This is a genomic window from Sphingomonas sp. DG1-23 (genome assembly GCF_030730875.1).
Lineage (GTDB): Bacteria > Pseudomonadota > Alphaproteobacteria > Sphingomonadales > Sphingomonadaceae > Sphingomonas.
Genome location: NZ_JAVAMA010000014.1, coordinates 50,980 through 68,390 on the forward strand (window position 1 = coordinate 50,980; position 17,411 = coordinate 68,390).

A 17,411-nucleotide genomic window follows, 5' to 3' on the forward strand; every position below is an offset into this window, starting at 1 on the left:
AACCGCACCGGGCGGGGCGCCGTTGGAGCTGGAACGCTATGAGGCAGCCATCATGTTCCTACCTCTATTCGTCGCTGCTGCATCGATCGGCGTCGCCGGACCGCACGCGATGATCGATCAGGAGACCCGAGCGGTATTGCTGGAAGCGGCGCGTGCGCCGGCGACGAGGGAGCTCGGCAAGGCGCCGAGATTCCGGGTCGATCAGCTCCGTCACGAGGGCGATTGGGCGTTCCTGCTGGCGACGATGCAGGGTGCCGACGGCAAGCCGTTCGACTATCGCGGCACGCCGCTCGCCGGGGCGGCGGTGCAGGGCTTCGTCTCGCGCACCTATGCCGCGTTGCTGCGCCGGAGCGCGGGCGGCTGGGAAGTCGTGGCCAAGGCGATCGGGCCGAGCGACGTGGCGTGGGAAGGCTGGTCGAAGCAATATGGCGCGCCGGCTGCGCTGTTTGGGCATTAGGCGACACGCAACTCCGGCATGGCAACCCGGGCGCGGGCTGCTATAGGCGCGCCCCACGCCCGCCGCATTTGCTTGGCAGGCGGCATGCTTCACTTGCCAAGGAACGACCGTGAGCGACCGCGCCGAAGTCTTCGAGACCGTCAAAGCCCAGATCGAACCGTTCAACAAGAAGGGCGTCGCCCTCACCGACGGGACGACCTTTGCGGGCGATCTCGAATGGGACAGCCTGACCGTGATGGATTTCGTCGCGGCGATCGAGGACGAGTTCGACATTCTCATTACGATGAACATGCAGGCGGAGATCGAGACCGTTGGCCAGCTCGTCGATGCGGTGCAGAAGCTGAAGGCCTGACATGACCGACGCGATCCAGACCGCCGACGCGCTGCCCGAGAACCCGCCGGCCGTCGCCCCCGAGCGGGATCTGATGAGCAAGTTCGACGGGCTCATCGCCGAGCGCCAGGCTTTGCTCGACAGCGGCGTCACCGATCCCTTCGCGATCGTGATGGACGAAGTGAAGTCGCCGACCGAGGCGGTGATCAAGGGCAAGGAGACGATCCTGCTCGGCACCTATAACTATATGGGCATGACCTTCGACCCGGACGTGATCCAGGCCGGCAAGGACGCGCTCGACCAGTTCGGCTCGGGCACCAATGGCAGCCGGATGCTCAACGGCACGTTCCGCGACCATATGGAAGTCGAGGAAGCGCTGCGCGAATTCTACGGCACCACCGGCGCGATCGTCTTCTCGACCGGGTATATGGCCAATCTGGGCATGATCTCGACGCTGGCGGGGAAGGGCGAGTACGTCATCCTCGACGCCGACAGCCATGCCTCGATCTATGACGGCTGCAAGCAGGGCTATGCCGAGATCGTCCGCTTCCGTCACAACAGCGTCGAGGATCTCGACAAGAGATTGGGCCGGTTGCCGAAGGAGGCGGGTAAACTGGTGGTGCTTGAGGGCGTTTATTCGATGCTCGGCGATGTTGCGCCGCTCAAGGAAATGGTCGCGGTCGCCAAGAAGCACGGGGCGATGGTGCTCAGCGACGAAGCGCATTCGATGGGCTTTTATGGCCCCAATGGCCGCGGCGTCTACGAAGCCCAGGGCTGCGAAGGCGATGTCGACTTCATCGTCGGCACCTTCTCCAAATCGGTCGGCACCGTCGGCGGCTTCTGCGTGTCGAACCATCCCAAGTTCGAGGCGATCCGGCTGGCGTGCCGCCCCTATATCTTCACTGCGTCGCTGCCGCCTTCGGTCGTCGCCACCGCGGCGGCCTCGATCCGCAAATTGCGGTTCGCACACAACAAGCGCCAGCATCTGTGGGAAAATGCCCGCACGCTGCACGCCGGGCTCAGGCAAATGGGCTTCAAGCTCGGCACCGAGGCGCCGGACAGCGCGATCATCGCCGTAATCCTCGAGGATCAGGAACAGGCGGTGATGATGTGGCAGGCGCTGCTCGACGGCGGACTCTATGTCAATATGGCGCGTCCGCCCGCGACGCCGGCGGGTACCTATCTGTTGCGCTGCTCGCTTTGCGCCGAGCACAGCAGCGAACAGGTGGAACGAATCTTGAAAATGTTCCATGTCGCGGGCCGAAGCGTGGGCGTGATAAGCTGAGCCGAGAGGATTAGCTTCCTTCCACGGCAAAGCCTCCCTAAATTCAAATATATGAGTGAGGGGCAGGGTATTGCGCTGGAGCGCGTTCGTCGTGTGACGAATTGGCGGATCCTGCTGCTGGGGCTGCTGGCGCTGCTCGGCGTCGGCGTGCTTGCAGCGATCATCGTGCTCCAGCAACGCACCGAGCAGGAGCGCGACCGCGCCGTCGCCCGGCAGCAGCACACGTTCGAAGTCGTGATCCGCGCGAACCAGCTATCGGGTGCGATCTCGGCCGCCGAAGCCGCGCTCGGACGCTATGTCGTCAGTGCCGACAGGACCTTGGGACAGCAATATTCGGAGCAATGGGCGCGCGCCGCCGAGCAGCTCACCCGGCTCCAGCAACTCACCCGCGACAGCCCGCGGCAACAAGTGCAGATCGCCCAGCTGCGGCGGGCATTCGAGGCGCGCGGTCAGGAGTTGGCCGAGACCGCGCTCTATTCGACCTACAAGCGCCATAACGATGCGTGGGGCAGCTATTACCGCGTGCGGCAGAGCCCGGCGCGGCAGAATGTCGAGGCGATGCTCACGCGTGTCGTCGATTCCGAGCGCGTGCTGCTGCGCGACCGGACGCGCGCCGCGGGCGATCTGATCGGCAATTCGAGCTTCGCCTCGCGGATCCTCACCCTGTTCGGCGTGATGATCGTGGTTGGTGCGGTGCTGCTGGGCTGGCTGGCGATTGCTGCGGAAGGCGAACGCGCCGCTGCCGATGCCGAGGCGACCGCGCAACGCGAGCGCGCCGCCGAGCTCCAGCTCGCCGTCGACGCCGCGACCGCCGATCTGCGTGCCGAGGCGCATGAGCGCGCGCAGGCCGAGGCGCAGCTCCGCCAGGTCCAGAAGATGGAGGCGGTCGGTCAGCTGACCGGCGGGATCGCACATGATTTCAACAATATGCTGGCGGTCGTTCTGGGCGGGCTCGAACTCGCCAAGCGGCATTTGCACAATGGCGGGCCCGACGCGCAGCAGCATATCGAAAATGCCATGGAAGGCGCGAACCGCGCCGCGGCGTTGACCCGGCGGCTGCTCGCTTTCTCGCGCTCCGAGCCGTTGCTCCCCGAAGCGGTGGAGGCGGGCGGGCTGATCGCCGGCATGTCCGACCTGCTCGACCGGACATTGGGCGACACGATCAAGGTCAAGACCCGCGATGCGGGCGCCGGCTGGACGGTATGGGTCGATCGCCACCAGCTCGAAAATGCCCTGCTCAACCTCGCGGTCAACGCGCGTGACGCGATGGACGGGCGCGGGACGCTGACGATCGCCACCGGCGGCAGCACGCTCGCCGACCAGGAGGTCGGTGAATGCCCTGCCGGTGACTATGTCACGATCAGCGTGGTCGACACCGGCTGCGGCATGGCCCCCGAAGTCGCCGATCGTGTTTTCGAGCCCTTCTTCACCACCAAGCCGGTAGGCAAGGGCACCGGACTCGGCCTCAGCCAGATCTTTGGATTTGTCCGCCAATCGGGCGGCGAGATCACGATCGACACCGCGCCGGGCAAGGGTACGACGGTGAAGCTGTATCTGCCGCGCCACATCGGCGAGCCCGCGAGCGCGGCGGCGGACGCGCCGGTGCCGATCGCCGCCGTGGCGGAGGAGCCGATCGCCGTGTGCGCCTTCGACATCCTCGTCGTCGAGGATGATCCGCGCGTGCTCGGAGCCACTGTGGGTGCGTTGAACGAGCTCGGGCATCGGGTGACGTCTTGCCCCGATCCGCTGGCGGCGCCCGATGCGGTCGCGAAGATGCCGGCGCTCGACCTGATCATCTCCGACGTGCTGATGCCTGGCCAGACCGGTCCCGAGATGATTGCCGGGCTGGGCGAGCGACTGGACGGCGTCGCGGTGCTGTTCGTCACCGGATTTGCGGGCGAGGCCGACCCCGAATTGTTCGGCGGACGCGCGGTGCTGCGCAAGCCGTTCACCATGGCGTCGCTGGCGCGCGCGGTGAGCGAGGCGGTGGAATATGAAGCGCGGCGGGCGGCGCAGCAGGCGGCGTAGGGCCTAGCCCTGATGGGCGACCGAATGGCGGAGTTGGGCGATCGCGATCTCGCGGGCGCGTTCGCGCGGGAGATCGAGCGCGCGCGCCATCGGACCTCCGAGCAGTGCGTCGCCCAGTGCCATCAGAGTGAGCTGAAGCGTCTCTTCGCGGAGCAATTGCGCGTCCATCGCGTCGGTGCTGATCTCGTCGACCAGACGGTGGATCGCCTCGAGGATCGGGTCGAGCGCGTCCTCGTTGCCGTTGAGGATCATCCAGCTCGCCAGTGCGCCGGCACCGCCCCTGCCGAAGGCGTCGAACGTCAGGTCTACGACTTCCCGCGGATCATGATCGTCGCCGCGCGCGCGCACCACCGCTGCGACGATCTTGGCCGAGACGCTGTCGGCGATGCTCGCGGCGAGCGCCTTCTGCAGCCCCGCCGCCGAGCCGAAATGATGGAGCAGATTGGCATGGGTGCGGCCGATCCGCGCCGCGACTGCCTTCAGCGTGACGGCTTGCGGGCCGGATTCGAGCAGCAGCGCACGCGCCGCCTCGAGCGCGGCGTCGCGCGATTCTTCGGGAGACAGACGCTTGCGTGCACTGGATGCCATCGACGGAAATTTACTCTTGCCCCGGGGATTTCCGGCTTAGGCGACCAGGCACGACGGCGAAAGCGCGGAATGCATTGGGCTTTCCGCGATCGGGACGGCGATTGGGGGAGGCATTGGCGGCGCGGCCGAAGTCACGCCGCCATGCGGGCTCGCGGATCATGGTCGACCGTGCCGGTATCGGCGAGGTCGATCTCGAAGCGCGCCGAAGCCACGGTTGTGCCACGGCCGCGCGAATAGACTTGCGTCACCCGGCCGGTGGGGCGGAAGCCGAGCTTGCGCAACACGCGTCCCGAAGCAGGATTGTCAAGGAAATGCCCCGCGACGACGCGCCGGATTCCCATCGCGCAGGCGGCGCGGAGCACCGCGGCGCCCGCCTCGGTCGCGAGGCCGCGGCCCCAGGCATCGGGGGTGATCCAATAGCCGAACTCGTTGGCTTCCTTTTCGAACGGGCCGATGCCGATGCCGCCGACCAGCCGCAGCGCGCCCTGGCCGTGCTCGAAGATCAGGAAGCGCGGCTCGGCCGAGCCGTCAAAGCCCGCGGCGAAGCTCTCCGCCGCCTCGATCGTATAGGGCCATGGCGCGCGCGCGAGATTGCGCACCACGCATTCATGCCCGATCGCGCGGGCGAGCTCGGCGGCATCCTCGCGCCAGCCGGGCCGTAACGTCAGTCTTTGCGTACGCACGAACATGACCATCTCCTCGGTCTTGCGGTGCCCCTGACGCGTCACTGTGACAGCCAGTTTGCAACCGCATTTCGAGGGAGCAATAAAAAAGGGAGCCGGGGTGACCCGTCTCCCTTTTCAGCTGGTCCGTTCGCCGGACCCGGGTCACCCTGGTGGGCAACCCGTCCGGTTACCCGATGTTATTCGGCAGCTTCCGCAATCATGTCTACCGAGCAGAATTTGCGGCCGAGCTTGCCGACCTTGAACGACACGCGGCCGTCGGTAAGCGCGAAAAGGGTATGGTCCTTGCCCATGCCCACGTTCACGCCCGGATAAATCTTGGTGCCGCGCTGGCGCACGATGATGTTGCCCGCGACCACGGCTTCGCTGCCGAACTTCTTGACGCCGAGACGACGGCCTGCCGAATCGCGACCGTTGCGCGAAGAGCCGCCTGCTTTCTTATGTGCCATTTTGCGTTACTCCTCGTATTTCGCTTACGCTTCCGCGGCCGGGGCTTCTGCCTCGGCGGGAGCTGCGGCCTTCTTCGCCTTGGGCGCGGCCTTCTTCTTCTCTTCCTGTGCACCGATCGCGGTGATCTTCAGGATGGTGTGATTCTGGCGATGGCCGTTCTTGCGGCGATAATTGTGCCGGCGGCGCTTCTTGAAGACGATGACCTTCTCGCCTTTCGCCTGCGCGACGATCTCGGCCGAAACGGTCAGGCCGTCGGTGGCCTTGAGCTCGCTGCCCTCGCCGGCGAGCAGAACGTCGCCCAGCGTGACCGTCGAACCGGCCTCTCCGTCGAGCTTCTCGACGACGATCTTGTCTCCGGCGGCAACGCGATACTGCTTGCCGCCTGTGCGCACGATAGCGAACATGGCGATGTCTCAACCTGTAAAAGCTTGTGCCCGCCGAGGATTACCCCGGCAGGAGGAAGGGCGCAGCTAAGGGAGGACGTGCCGGAAGTCAACCGTCTGTACGTGGGATTGTTGACATTTTGGCGGCAGGCGGCCCCGCCACCGGGCGACAAGAAAATCTATACCGATCCGGAGGAGGTTTCGGCTTCGTTCCGGTCTCTTTCGGGGCCATGCTACGGAAATCAGGGCAGGATGTGCCTGAGGCTTCCAGGAGAGCAAGCCCATGTTTACCCGTATTTCCCCGTTTCTCGCCGGCATTTCGCTGATCGCCTTCGCAACTTCGGCCGCCGCACAGACCGTCGACCCGGTTCCGGCCGCCGAAGAAACCAGCGGCGAGGACATCGTCGTGACCGGCTCGCGCGTCGCCGAACGCAGCGTCGCCGACAGTCCGGTTCCGGTCGACGTGATCGGCGGCGAAGCGCTGACCCGATCGGGCGCCACCGAGACCAATCGCGTACTGCGCGATCTCGTCCCCTCGTTCAACTTCCCCCAGCCCTCGCTGGTCGACGGTACCGATTCGCAGCGTCCTGCGACCTTGCGCGGCCTCGCCCCCGATCAGGTGCTGGTGCTGGTCAACGGCAAGCGCCGGCATCAGTCGGCCTTGCTCAACCTCAACGGGTCGGTCGGGCGCGGCTCCTCTGCAGTGGACCTCAACGAAATTCCCGCGATCGCGATCGACCGGGTCGAGATCCTGCGCGATGGCGCGTCGTCGCTGTACGGCTCGGACGCGATCGCTGGGGTGATCAACCTCCAGCTGCGCCGCAGTGAAGGCGTGCGCGCGAGCGTCACCTATGGCAAGTATCTGACCTCGATGGACGGGGTCTCCGACGTGACCGGCGTCGCCAATAGCGGCGGCATCCCGACCGTGCTGACGCCCGGCGGCGGGGCCAACGACATCCTCCAGCTCAACACCGGCGGGGATCGCGACCGGCACGACGGCGACACGCTGACTCTGGCGACCAATTTCGGTTTGCCGGTAGGTGCCGGCGGCTATCTCAACCTCACCGCCCAGTTCCGCGACCGCGATCCGACCAACCGCTCGGGCGCCGATCCGCGCCGGCAATATCTGAGCGTCGGCGATCCGCGCGAGCTGTCGATCGACCGCTTCACCCACCGTTACGGCGACGGCGAGGCGATCGACTATAACCTCTTCGCCAATGCCGGCTACGAGCTGGGCGGCGGCTTCGAACTTTATGCGTTCGGCAGCTACGGCATTCGCGACGCATCGGGCGGGGGCTTTTATCGCCGCGCGAACGACGTGCGTAATCGCGACTGGTCGGCGTCGACGACCAGCTTCGTGCCGATCTATGCGGACGGTTACCTTCCCTATATCGCCACGCAGGTCGAGGACGTATCGGGCGCGGTGGGCATCCGCGGCGATATCGGAGGGTTCACCGGCGATCTGTCGGTGGTCTATGGCTCCAACCAGCTCGACTATAAAGTGACCAACAGCGTCAACGTCTCGCTCGGCGCGGCGAACAGCCCGCGCAGCTTCAATGCGGGCGGGCTGCGGGCGGGGCAGACGGTGGTCAACCTCGACCTCTCCCGGAAATTCGACTTTGCCGGGCTGCAATCGTTCGGAATCGCGTTCGGCGGCGAATATCGCAACGAGAATTACAAGATCGTCGCGGGCGACGTCGCCAGCTACATCAACGGGCCGTTCTCGGCGGCGCCGTTCAACGCGGCGGGCGGGTCGCAGGTGTTTCCGGGCTTCCGGCCGAACAATGCCACCGACGTGTCGCGCAGCAGCTGGGCGGGCTATGCCGAGGCCGACGCCGATGTGACCGATTTCTTTTCGGTCCAGCTCGCCGGGCGCTACGAGCATTATTCCGACTTCGGCGATACGTGGAACGGCAAGATCGCCGCACGGCTCGAACCGGTGGAGGGAATCGCGATCCGCGGCTCGGCCTCGACCGGGTTCCGCGCGCCGAGCCTCGCCCAGCAATATTTCACGGCGACCTCGACCGTGTTCACCGGCGGCAATCTGATCGAGACCGGCACCTTCGCGGTCTCCGATCCGGTATCGCGGGCGCTCGGCGCGAAAGATCTGGAGGCTGAGAAATCGACCAATCTCGGCGCCGGCGTGGTGTTCTCGCTGGTGCCGGGGCTCACCGTCACCGCCGACTATTACAACATCAAGATTCGCGACCGGGTGGTGCTGAGCGAATCGCTGAGCGGGGCGGCGGTGGTCGCGTTGCTCACCGGGGCGGGGATCACCAACGCGACTTCGGCGCGCTTCTTCGTCAATGGGGTCGACACGCGGACGCAGGGCGTCGACGTGGTCGCGACCTACAAGGTGCCCGAATTCGGCGCGGGGCGCTTCACGTTGTCGGCGGGGTATAACCACAACCAGACCAAAATCACCGATCGCGCGTCCTTGCCGTCGCTGCCCGGGCTGATCGTGTTCGGCCGCTCCGAATCGCTGCGCCTCACGGACGGCCAGCCGCGCGACAAGATCAATGCGTCGGTCGATTGGGATCTTGATCCGGTCGGGCTGACCGTGCGCACCAACCGCTATGGCCGGGTGCTTTCGACCGGCAGCTCGACCGATCTGGCGATCCCGGCGGGGCAGGGCGTCGCCGATTATTGGCTCGAGCCCAAATGGATCACCGACGTCGAGTTGCGCTTCGAGGCGCTGCCCGGCGTGTCGCTCGCGGTGGGCGCGGACAATGTGTTCGACGTCTATCCGACCAAGGCGCCGGCGGGCGGCGTTTACGGCAACAACAATTATTTCCTGCCGTATTCGTCCTTCTCGCCGTTCGGGTTCAACGGGCGCTTCGTCTATTCGCGGATCGCATTCGACTTCTGAGGCAGTAGTCGTAGCTCCCCTCTCTGACAGAGCGGGGAGTTGCACCGCATATTGACCTGCGCTCCTGCGAAAGCTGGAGCCGAGGATCACAAGCGATTCGTTCCGGGCTCTGGGCTCCTGCTTTCGCAGGAGCACAAGAATTGCTCGGTCGGCGCGAGTCCTGGCGATTTCGGCTCAGTGCCGGTGGTGCGGCTTCAGCTTGTAGCGGCCGCCGGCGTAGCGCTCGAACAGTCCGCTGATCGCCGGGTGATCGACGGGCTCGTCGGTGTCGTCGACGACGAGGTTCTGCTGACTGACATAGGCGATATAGCTCGATTCGGTGTTCTCGGCGAGCAGATGGTAGAAAGGCTGGTCCTTGCGCGGGCGGACGTCCTCGGGGATCGCCTCATACCATTCGTCCGAATTCGCGAAGACCGGATCGACGTCGAAGATCACGCCGCGAAAATCGAACAGCCGGTGGCGCACCACGTCGCCGATCGCGAAGCGGGCCGAGGAGACCGGCGGCATCGGGACGGAAGCTTCGAGGGGAAGGCTGGGCATTGGCGACTGCGACATGCCAATAATTTAATGCATATGCTGCGCGGTACAAGCACTGCGCTTGCGGGGCTCGATTCATTGCGCTAATGGCCCGCCCTCATCGACCGGTGCCGGTGTCGGGAACCCCCGAAGATCGGCATCTTAAGACCTCGCGGAGAGGTGGCAGAGTGGTCGAATGTACCGCACTCGAAATGCGGCGTGCCCTCACGGGTACCGTGGGTTCGAATCCCACCCTCTCCGCCAGGGCCTCCACAGGGGTCCGTACCGGGCCACCGGGATCACTTTTGCCTGAGAACCGACGCTTACCGATCAGCTCGGCCACGGCCGTCCGTACCCGTCCCGCCCCGTTCCGGCAAATTCGAGGACTCAGCGTGGTACGTACAGTCGAAAAATCGTGGCACTTTTCAGGAGGCCTACATTGCTCGCCGAAACAAAGGTTCGCGCTGCCCGGCCTCGGGCCAAATCCTGCAAACTGACCGACAGCAACCGGCTGTTCCTGCTCGTCACGCCCCCGGGGGCGGAAGCTCTGGCGGTGGAACCATCACTATGACGGGAAGCAGAAGAGCATGGCGTTCGGCGCCTGGCCGCTAGTCGCCCTCGTCGACGCGCGCGAAGCGGGGCGAGGCCTGCACCGCACTTTGTGAAGGTCACGACCCGTCCCGGGGGCGGCCAAGCGCCGCTGATCCGCGGTTTCGTTTCTTGTTCGGCACTCCCCGAAAGCCGACGTCAACAACGATAAAGGTGCAAGTTGGCAACCGACCGATACTGCTCCGGCCAACTTGCCTATATCTGTTCTGCGCGGGACATCAACGGTCAGACTGGTTACGCGAGCTGACAGATATCGAGGACGTCCATGTCATTATAGTCCTGGTTCTCGCCTGCCATGACCCAGATGAATGCATAGGCGCTGGTCCCCACGCCCATATGGATCGACCAGGGCGGCGAGATCACCGCTTCGCTGTCCGCCACGAGGATGTGCCGGGTAGCGTCCGCCTGTCCCATGAAGTGCATGACGCAGCCATTCGCCGGGTCGTCGAGATCGAAGTAGAAATAGATCTCGCTCCGGCGCTCATGGACGTGCGGCGGCATGGTATTCCACACGCTGCCCGGCTTGAGCACGGTGAGACCCATTGCGAGCTGCGCGCTGTCGCAGACACCCGGAATGATCAACTGGTGAATCCGTCGGTCGTTCGCTTCCTCAAGGCTGCCGCGCTCGAGTACCCTGGCGCCTGCGAGCGACAGCTTGCGCGTCCGGAAAGCACGGTGTGCCGGCGACGAGGCGAGGTAGAAGCGTGCGCCGTCGCCCGAAAATTGCACCTCGGTCGCCCCCATCGTGATGTACAGGCAATCTTTCGGACCCAGCGCAAATGCCTGCCCATCCACGGTCACTGTCCCGTCGACCTCACCGACATTGACGACACCGATCTCGCGCCGCTCGAGAAACGGGTGACCGGCAGCGGATTCGGGCTCCGATTGATCGGGTAGCCGCACGCTGCCGCTTTCGACCAGCACGCCACCGATCACCAGCCGATCGGCATGGGTATAGTTGAGCATGCACTGGTTTGGGCGGAACAGGTTCTGGATGAGATAGCGGTCACGCAGTTCGTCATTGGACGCGCACGTCATCATATTCGGATGGGTACCGTAATAGATTCTATCGAACATGGCTGCTCCGGGGAGAGACAGGCCGGACCGGCGCGCCGACGGCACCGTTCGAGCCAAAAGCCCCCTGCGGCGCCCCGGGGGCGAGCGCTGCAGGGGGCAGGGAGGGTTATTTGCCCTTCGGAAACACCGGCGGGGTGTAGGCGCCGTTGACGGCCACATCCCACACCTCGATGCGCGCCCATTTGCGGCCGCGCAGGTCGACGCGCTTCTCGATCGTGCGGCTGCCGAACGGAGCGGCACCGGTCAGATCGATGCGGTCGCGATAGACCTTGGCGCCGTCGCCGCTGACGATCTCGGCAAAGGCGGGCGGGAAGGTCCATTCGATCTTCGCACGCACCAGCGCATTCCGCCCGAACGCCACCTCTTCGCCGCTCTTCGCGCCGTCGATGGTGAAGTCCGGGATCAGCACTTCGCCGGTGGTGGTGAAGAAGTAGCCGCCGCGCAGCGCATCGAGCACCTTCGGCCAGCCATCGGCATAGCGCGGCAGCGGCCCGTCGAGGCGGAGATAGTTGACGTTCATATGCGCGTACAGCTCGCTGTCGCGGTCGATCTGGAACACGTCGACTTCGCCCGGCGCGAACTTGCGCTCGGAGGGCTTCGCCGCCCAATTGTTCATGTCGTCGAGCGTGTCGAGCACACGCGTGCCAAGCCGCGGGAGCGAATAGTCCGACGGCATGTTCTTCCAGGCGCCACCGAGGAAGCGATCGCTCTTGAAGAAGAAGGTGTCCTTGTGCTGGTCGGGAAAGCCGTACGAGCCCTTGATCCGCGGATGCGCGGTCCACATCAGGCCGTGCTCGGCTTTCATCAGCTCGAGCACATCGTCCTGCGAGCCGACATGATAGACCTTGCCAAGCTTGGGATCGTCCTCGACGAACGGCTGGCCCTCCTTGCGGTCGAGCGTCCAGTAGACCGGCTTGGGAAAAAAGCTGATCCAGTGCCCGCCGAGATGGACATTGGGCTCCTCGCCGGGGAGCAGCAGCAGCTTGTCGTCCGAGAGGCGTTCGGTCTCGGCGTGCATCGTCTCGAGCAGGGTCATGCGATCGCCGGCGCGGTCGAGCGCCTCGCGGCCCAGATGCAGCTCGGCGAGATGGACGATATCGACATTCATGTCCTTGAAGCGCTTGACGAAGTCCGGGGACTCCAGCCCCTCGGGAACGCCGGTAGATTGCTGGAAGCGCGCCGTGTTCAAGAAGGCTTCGGTGTGCTCGATATGATAATGGCTGGTGAAAGTGTGGTGCCCTTCCAGCGGCTTGAAGCGATCGCCGCGCGTGTAGGCGAGCGCGGCCTGCGTCGCGCCGGCGGCATCGCCGCTATCAGGCAGCAGGAACACGCCCATGTCCTGCACCGATCCCGGCGGTGCGTTGACCCACGGCACCCAGCGGCGATCCCCCTCGAGCGTCTGGCGCACGCCGAAGCTCGTCCGGCCGGCGAGCTTGCGATAGTCATTGCCGTACCACGTCGAATTGTCGTTGTTGGCATAGTCGAGCGGGTAGTAGAACTGGTGCGGCGGCGGGACGATGCCGAGCGAGCCGCCCGCGCTGCCTTCTGCGACGATCATGCGCGCGCGAACCTTGGGCGATACCGCGGGCTTGCGCGATGCCTCGCCTTCCTTGCGCACCACCGTATCGGATAAGTCGGTAAAGGCGATCGCACGCCATGGCAGCGCCGCAGCGGACGCGACGCCGAGCCCGGTATCGAAGGTATAGGCGGTCGCCGGGCGCTCGGTCGACATCACCATAGCCGCGCGCACCAGCCGCGAACCCGGATAGATGGTGAACTGGTAGGTGCCCGAGAACGGCCCCGCCGCCGCTCCACCGATAATCACTTTGGTATTGCCGCCCTCCGCGCGCACGCTGATGTCGCTGCGCGCGAGCGTGAACAGGAAGCTCTCGAACGGGCGGTTGCGGGGATTGTCGAAAAAGACCGTCCAGCCTTGCTTGAGGTCGCGCGTGCCGACGGTGACGACGGCGGCGGGGTCGACGCCGCCTAGCACGGTTTTGCCGGCGACCGAGATCGCCTGGATCAGCGGCCTGCCGGTGTCGAGCGAAAGGACCAGTTGCGCGCGCTCGCCCTGCGCGGAGGGCCAGTCGATTGTCACTGCATCCTGCGCGCGTGCCACCCGCACGTCGCCCGGCAGTGCCTTGCCGGGCTGGGTGAAGCGCGTGGTAGCGGTCTGCGCATGTGCCGCGTCGAGTGCGGCAAAGCTGCCGGCGGCGAGCGCGGTTGCCAGCTGCAGCGCCACAAACATCCGTTTCCTGTTCAAGCCATCCTCCTGTCGCCAATCCGGGTCGGCCAATCCTTGTCTCTCCCGGCCCGCGCATTTCGCTGCGCGGGCGGGGGGCGTCGTCTCCGCTCAGAAGTTGAAGCGAACCCCGAGCGAGTAGGTCGTATCGTCGTTGCGTACTTCGCGGACGAAATCCTCGCGCGATTCGAAGTTGCGGGTCCGCTGGCCCGTGACATTCGTGCCGGCTAGGCTCACCGTGACGTTGGGGGTGATGTCGTAGTTGAGGCCGAAATCGAGCCGTCCCGCGGCGCGGATGCCGTTGAGTCCGACCGGGATCGAGACCGGCCGCAGCGAGAGGCCGTTGGTGATGTCGCCGTCGAAATAGCGCGAGCGATAGGTGTAGATCGCCCGCGCCGAGATGCCGTACTTCTCATAGATCAGCCCGGCGTTGAAATTATATTTGGAGACGCCGAGCAGCGGCAGGCCCTCCAGCCGGTCGCCGGGCGTGGTGACTTCGCTGTCGATGATCGTAAAGTTGCCGATCAGGCCCGCGCCATCGAGGCCTTCAGGCAGGAAATCGAGGAACAGCTGGCCGCCGATCTCGAGGCCCTTGATCCTCGCCGAACCGAGGTTGCGCGGGGTCGAGATCACATATTGCAGGCCGTCGATGGTGCGAACCTCGGTGCCGCTGATGATGCGGTCCTTGATGTCGCGATAGAAGGCCACCGCGGAGAGATAGTTGCTCCGGCCGAAATAATATTCGAGCGAGGCATCGAAGCTGTCGGCCTTTTGCGGCCGCAAGTCCGGGTTGCCGCCCGAGCCAGAGTTCTGGATCGTGCTGACATAGGAGACGACGTAGCTGAGGCCGGGATTGAGCTGGCCGAAGCTGGGACGCGACAGCGTCTTCGAATAGTTGAAGCGGGACTGGAAGCCGCCGCCGAACTTGATCCGCGCACTGGCATTGGGAAGCAGATCGGTGTCGGTGGTCGAGCGTTCGACGAGCACGACCCGCGAGGTGCTCGTCGCTGGATCGGTCACCCGGCCCGAACCCGCGATGTCGCGGCTGGTGCGGGTGAGGCGCGCGCCGACCATGCCGTCGACCGAGATCGTATCGCCCAGCGAGAATTTGTACCCGGCCTGCAGGAAGCCGGCGATCGTCCGCTCCTGCGCGTCATAGTCGCGGGTCGGATCGAACGCCGGCGTGTCCGCCGAGATCCGGTACAGGGTACGCAGCTGCCGCTTGATGTCTTCCTGGATCAGGTAATTGGGATCGATCTGCAGGAACGACGCACCGTCGTTCATCTGCGGCACGCCCGGGGCCTGGACGAGGATGTCGTCGGGCAGGCCGGCCGCGTTCAGCGGAGTCGCGAACGAGCCGCCCGGGGCCGGCGGACCGCCGAGATATTGCTCAAACCCGGCCTTGCGCCGCGCGGCGCGGACGCCGCCCTGGACATAGTCGAGAAAGCCGCCGTCGAAATCATATTTCATGTCGCTCATGAACGACCAGAGCGTGCCGCGGCTGCGGTTGATGTCCTCGGTCATGCCGTTGGCGAAAGCGAGGCCCGTCGGATCGTTCATCGGGTTGCCCGGCGTCGTCGCCCGGACCTCGTGGCCGGCGTCGCGGACCTGGACCAGCTCCGCGATGCGCTTGCCGATGTCGACGCGGAAGCTGTTGTTCCGGTTGATCGACGATTCATACGAGATGTCGGTATTCCAGGTGAGCGCGCCGAACTCCTTGTTGAAGCCGGTGGCGATCACATAGATGTCGGTCCGCGCCTTGTTGGCGACGGTGGCGGTGTAATATTCGATGTTGCGCGCGGTGTACCCGGTGGCGTTACACAGCTCGCGGATGGTGGCGCTGCCATTATAGCCGTCCAGACCCACGCCGAAATCCTCGCAGGTGTCGCCCGCGGTTGCTTCGAACGAAGTGCCGGTAAAACCGCGGAAGGTCGGGCGCGCCTGGAAGACATTGCCGCGATAGCCGGCGAACAGCCCCTCGACATAGATTTTGGTAGTGGTGTCGGGCGCCCATTCGAGCGAGAAATTGGCTTGCGGACGCTCGTAATGGCCAAACTCGATCGCCGCGGCGAAGCCCGTCGGCGCCTGCAGGTTCGGCGGAGAGCCGGCAGGGGCAGCGCTGGTTGCGCGGGTCCAGTCATTCCACGCGACCGGTCGGGCATATTTGTTGCGCTGATAGGAGATGCCGATCATCGCGGCGATGTCGCCGATGCCCGTCGACCAGCGGTCCGCGACGAGCAGGCTCGCGGCCGGGTTGAGCGTGTTGTCGGAGCCGGCTTCCTGCAAATAGGTCGCCCGCGCGCTGCCGGCGATCGTCAGTTCCTTGAAATCGAGCGCGCGCCGCAGGCGCATGTTGACGCCGCCGGCCACGCCCCCTTCGACGCGTTCGGCCGAATTGGACTTGTAGACGTCGACGCCGGCGAGCGCTTCGGCAGGCAGGTCCTGGAACGAGAAGCCGCGCCCGACGCCGGTGAAGATCTCGCGGCCGTTGAGCGTGGTGATGATGTCGTCGAGACCGCGGATGCGCGCGCCGACGATCTCGTTGTTGCCGCCGACCACCACCTGCACGCCGGGCACGCGCTGCAGCGCCGAGGCGGTGGTCAGATCTGGCAGTTTGCCGATGTCCTCGGCGACGATCGAATCCACCACCGCGGTCGACTCGCGTTTGATCTCGGCGGCACGCGCAAGGCTCTGCCGGATGCCGGTCACGACGATCTCGTCCGCCTCCTGCCCATCCGTTGCTGACGGATCGGCCCCGGTTGCCTGGCCGATTGCTGGATCCTCCGGTGGGGCGGTCTGCGCCGTTGCTAACGGAATGCTGCCGACGAGCGCTATCAGCGCCACCGAGCCGCGAAGACAAGCTTTCATGTTTCTCTCCCTCGAGATATCATATAAGCTGATTGATCTTACTATTTTTTTGAACGTAGCTTTATGCGGCTGGTCTTCAGTTTTCTGCTGCAGTCGGGCTGGTTCAGCCCATATGAAGGGCGATCGCCAGCAAGTCGGGAGGCTCGCGCCGTCGCATAGCGCATCCGCGACCGCGCGTCGCGAGCCGTACGGTTTCGCGATTGCGGCGCACGCGAACGTCGCGGCCGAGCATTCCGGCCAAGTTGTTGAATTGCAGGCGCATATTTCTCGGATCGTGTCCGCTACGACGCTTGAGCACAGCCGGCAGCCAAACCTCGGTGGGCAACCTCGCGCGCAGATTGTGCATGAGGACAAACTCGCAGATGCCGCGGGCGGGCGCCTGGCGTCGCCTGCTGATCACCTGCCATTCGTCGGGTACGGCGTTGCTGCCTGCTGGCCCCACGATCGCTCTCCCAGTGCCAGCGCCGTTCTGCGCCATGCAGATCCAGTGTACAGAGTCTTAGTGATATGACAACTTAAATAAAATCATTTTATAATGGGAGGCTGGTCGCTCCGGCCGGCGGGTCGGGTCCTGCGAGTCGGGCGGGCGAAGGAAACCCCGCGTGTCGCTGCACGCACGGGGTTTCACGCGCCGATCGAGCGAAAATTCGTCCCGGAGCACATCGAGGCGCTGTACCAGGATCCAGGATCTCGACCGCCGTACCTGGATGTTCGGGCCCTTCTCCGGTGTCGCGGCACTGCTCGCCGCCACGGGGATCGCCGGAATGGCCATTGCCACCGTGGAGCGACGCACCAAGGAGATCGGCATTCGCAAGGCACTCGGCGCACGTGCGGACCAGGTGCTGATCCTGTCGCTCGCCCGGCTGAGCCGCCCGCTGCTCTGGGCGAACTTGATCGCTCGGCCGTGTGCGTGGTGGCTGATGCGAGATTGGCTTAACGGCTTCGCGTCCGCGTGCCTCTCGATTTGTGGCTGTTCCCTGCCGCGGCGCTGGTCGCCCTGACGATCATGGTGGCCAGCGCGGGCA

At 65.2% G+C, this 17,411-nt stretch carries 15 protein-coding genes, 1 tRNA gene and 1 pseudogene; 8 read left to right on the plus strand and 9 right to left on the minus strand.

The features are described from left to right. The first annotated feature begins 52 nt into the window (after positions 1–52). From Q9Q95_RS19420 to Q9Q95_RS19435, 4 genes are all read left to right on the plus strand, one after another. Positions 53–457 (plus strand): hypothetical protein, encoded by a 405-nt coding sequence (locus Q9Q95_RS19420; RefSeq protein ID WP_306098810.1) that lies wholly within the window; start codon positions 53–55, stop codon positions 455–457. Between the two features lie 109 nt (positions 458–566). Next, positions 567–809 carry an acyl carrier protein gene (locus tag Q9Q95_RS19425; RefSeq protein ID WP_306098811.1) on the plus strand — a complete coding sequence of 81 codons (243 nt, stop codon included), beginning with the start codon at positions 567–569 and terminating at the stop codon, positions 807–809. 1 nt (position 810) lies between these two features. Beyond that, positions 811–2,073 (plus strand): aminotransferase class I/II-fold pyridoxal phosphate-dependent enzyme, encoded by a 1,263-nt coding sequence (locus tag Q9Q95_RS19430; protein WP_306098812.1) that lies wholly within the window; start codon positions 811–813, stop codon positions 2,071–2,073. Positions 2,074–2,124: 51 nt separating this feature from the next. Next, the gene (locus Q9Q95_RS19435) at positions 2,125–4,101 is read left to right on the plus strand and encodes an ATP-binding protein (RefSeq protein WP_306098813.1); all 1,977 of its coding nucleotides are present in this window, start codon (positions 2,125–2,127) and stop codon (positions 4,099–4,101) included. 3 nt (positions 4,102–4,104) lie between these two features. Here the strand turns inward: Q9Q95_RS19435 and Q9Q95_RS19440 are convergent, their stop codons facing one another. The 4 genes from Q9Q95_RS19440 to rplU form a co-directional block, all read right to left on the minus strand. Next, positions 4,105–4,689: a TetR/AcrR family transcriptional regulator gene (locus tag Q9Q95_RS19440; protein ID WP_306098814.1), complete on the minus strand. Its 585-nt coding sequence runs from the start codon at positions 4,687–4,689 to the stop codon at positions 4,105–4,107. 131 nt (positions 4,690–4,820) lie between these two features. Further along, positions 4,821–5,378 (minus strand): GNAT family N-acetyltransferase, encoded by a 558-nt coding sequence (locus tag Q9Q95_RS19445; protein ID WP_306098815.1) that lies wholly within the window; start codon positions 5,376–5,378, stop codon positions 4,821–4,823. 173 nt (positions 5,379–5,551) lie between these two features. Then, positions 5,552–5,821: a 50S ribosomal protein L27 gene (gene rpmA, locus Q9Q95_RS19450; RefSeq protein WP_056614164.1), complete on the minus strand. Its 270-nt coding sequence runs from the start codon at positions 5,819–5,821 to the stop codon at positions 5,552–5,554. 24 nt (positions 5,822–5,845) lie between these two features. After that, positions 5,846–6,226: a 50S ribosomal protein L21 gene (gene rplU, locus Q9Q95_RS19455; protein WP_306098816.1), complete on the minus strand. Its 381-nt coding sequence runs from the start codon at positions 6,224–6,226 to the stop codon at positions 5,846–5,848. A 262-nt stretch (positions 6,227–6,488) separates the two neighbouring features. Here rplU and Q9Q95_RS19460 point away from each other — a divergent pair, with 262 nt between their 5' ends. Further along, complete coding sequence (locus Q9Q95_RS19460) at positions 6,489–9,074, plus strand: TonB-dependent siderophore receptor (RefSeq protein WP_306098817.1); 2,586 nt, start codon at positions 6,489–6,491, stop codon at positions 9,072–9,074. Between the two features lie 174 nt (positions 9,075–9,248). Here the strand turns inward: Q9Q95_RS19460 and hspQ are convergent, their stop codons facing one another. Continuing rightward, positions 9,249–9,629: a heat shock protein HspQ gene (hspQ, locus tag Q9Q95_RS19465; RefSeq protein ID WP_371876813.1), complete on the minus strand. Its 381-nt coding sequence runs from the start codon at positions 9,627–9,629 to the stop codon at positions 9,249–9,251. A gap of 135 nt (positions 9,630–9,764) precedes the next feature. On the opposite strand from hspQ, the gene Q9Q95_RS19470 reads away from it, so the two are divergent. Both Q9Q95_RS19470 and Q9Q95_RS21240 read left to right on the plus strand, forming a co-directional pair. Continuing rightward, positions 9,765–9,854, plus strand: a tRNA-Ser gene (locus Q9Q95_RS19470). A gap of 320 nt (positions 9,855–10,174) precedes the next feature. Continuing rightward, a pseudogene (locus Q9Q95_RS21240) lies at positions 10,175–10,255 on the plus strand (hypothetical protein); the annotation flags it as partial. Between the two features lie 178 nt (positions 10,256–10,433). On the opposite strand, the gene kduI reads toward Q9Q95_RS21240, so the two are convergent. From kduI to Q9Q95_RS19490, 4 genes are all read right to left on the minus strand, one after another. Further along, the gene (gene kduI, locus Q9Q95_RS19475; RefSeq protein ID WP_306098819.1) at positions 10,434–11,276 is read right to left on the minus strand and encodes a 5-dehydro-4-deoxy-D-glucuronate isomerase; all 843 of its coding nucleotides are present in this window, start codon (positions 11,274–11,276) and stop codon (positions 10,434–10,436) included. Between the two features lie 106 nt (positions 11,277–11,382). Next, positions 11,383–13,539 carry a hypothetical protein gene (locus Q9Q95_RS19480; protein WP_306098820.1) on the minus strand — a complete coding sequence of 719 codons (2,157 nt, stop codon included), beginning with the start codon at positions 13,537–13,539 and terminating at the stop codon, positions 11,383–11,385. 90 nt (positions 13,540–13,629) lie between these two features. Then, the gene (locus Q9Q95_RS19485) at positions 13,630–16,386 is read right to left on the minus strand and encodes a TonB-dependent receptor (protein ID WP_306098821.1); all 2,757 of its coding nucleotides are present in this window, start codon (positions 16,384–16,386) and stop codon (positions 13,630–13,632) included. A 103-nt stretch (positions 16,387–16,489) separates the two neighbouring features. Further along, positions 16,490–16,864 carry a hypothetical protein gene (locus Q9Q95_RS19490; RefSeq protein WP_306098822.1) on the minus strand — a complete coding sequence of 125 codons (375 nt, stop codon included), beginning with the start codon at positions 16,862–16,864 and terminating at the stop codon, positions 16,490–16,492. Positions 16,865–16,988: 124 nt separating this feature from the next. Here Q9Q95_RS19490 and Q9Q95_RS19495 point away from each other — a divergent pair, with 124 nt between their 5' ends. Beyond that, positions 16,989–17,387, plus strand: coding sequence for an FtsX-like permease family protein (locus Q9Q95_RS19495; protein WP_306098823.1), 399 nt, complete (start codon positions 16,989–16,991; stop codon positions 17,385–17,387). The last annotated feature ends 24 nt before the right edge of the window (positions 17,388–17,411 follow it).

Bases quoted from the DNA above. Each gene is read 5' to 3' on its own strand.
- Q9Q95_RS19445 (WP_306098815.1), bottom strand. From the start codon at position 5,378: ATGTTCGTGCGTACGCAAAGACTGACGTTACGGCCCGGCTGGCGCGAG.
- Q9Q95_RS19420 (WP_306098810.1), top strand. From the start codon at position 53: ATGTTCCTACCTCTATTCGTCGCTGCTGCATCGATCGGCGTCGCCGGA.
- Q9Q95_RS19430 (WP_306098812.1), top strand. From the start codon at position 811: ATGACCGACGCGATCCAGACCGCCGACGCGCTGCCCGAGAACCCGCCG.
- Q9Q95_RS19485 (WP_306098821.1), bottom strand. From the start codon at position 16,386: ATGAAAGCTTGTCTTCGCGGCTCGGTGGCGCTGATAGCGCTCGTCGGC.
- Q9Q95_RS19490 (WP_306098822.1), bottom strand. From the start codon at position 16,864: ATGGCGCAGAACGGCGCTGGCACTGGGAGAGCGATCGTGGGGCCAGCA.
- Q9Q95_RS19460 (WP_306098817.1), top strand. From the start codon at position 6,489: ATGTTTACCCGTATTTCCCCGTTTCTCGCCGGCATTTCGCTGATCGCC.
- rpmA (WP_056614164.1), bottom strand. From the start codon at position 5,821: ATGGCACATAAGAAAGCAGGCGGCTCTTCGCGCAACGGTCGCGATTCG.
- Q9Q95_RS19440 (WP_306098814.1), bottom strand. From the start codon at position 4,689: ATGGCATCCAGTGCACGCAAGCGTCTGTCTCCCGAAGAATCGCGCGAC.
- hspQ (WP_371876813.1), bottom strand. From the start codon at position 9,629: ATGTCGCAGTCGCCAATGCCCAGCCTTCCCCTCGAAGCTTCCGTCCCG.
- Q9Q95_RS19435 (WP_306098813.1), top strand. From the start codon at position 2,125: ATGAGTGAGGGGCAGGGTATTGCGCTGGAGCGCGTTCGTCGTGTGACG.
- kduI (WP_306098819.1), bottom strand. From the start codon at position 11,276: ATGTTCGATAGAATCTATTACGGTACCCATCCGAATATGATGACGTGC.
- rplU (WP_306098816.1), bottom strand. From the start codon at position 6,226: ATGTTCGCTATCGTGCGCACAGGCGGCAAGCAGTATCGCGTTGCCGCC.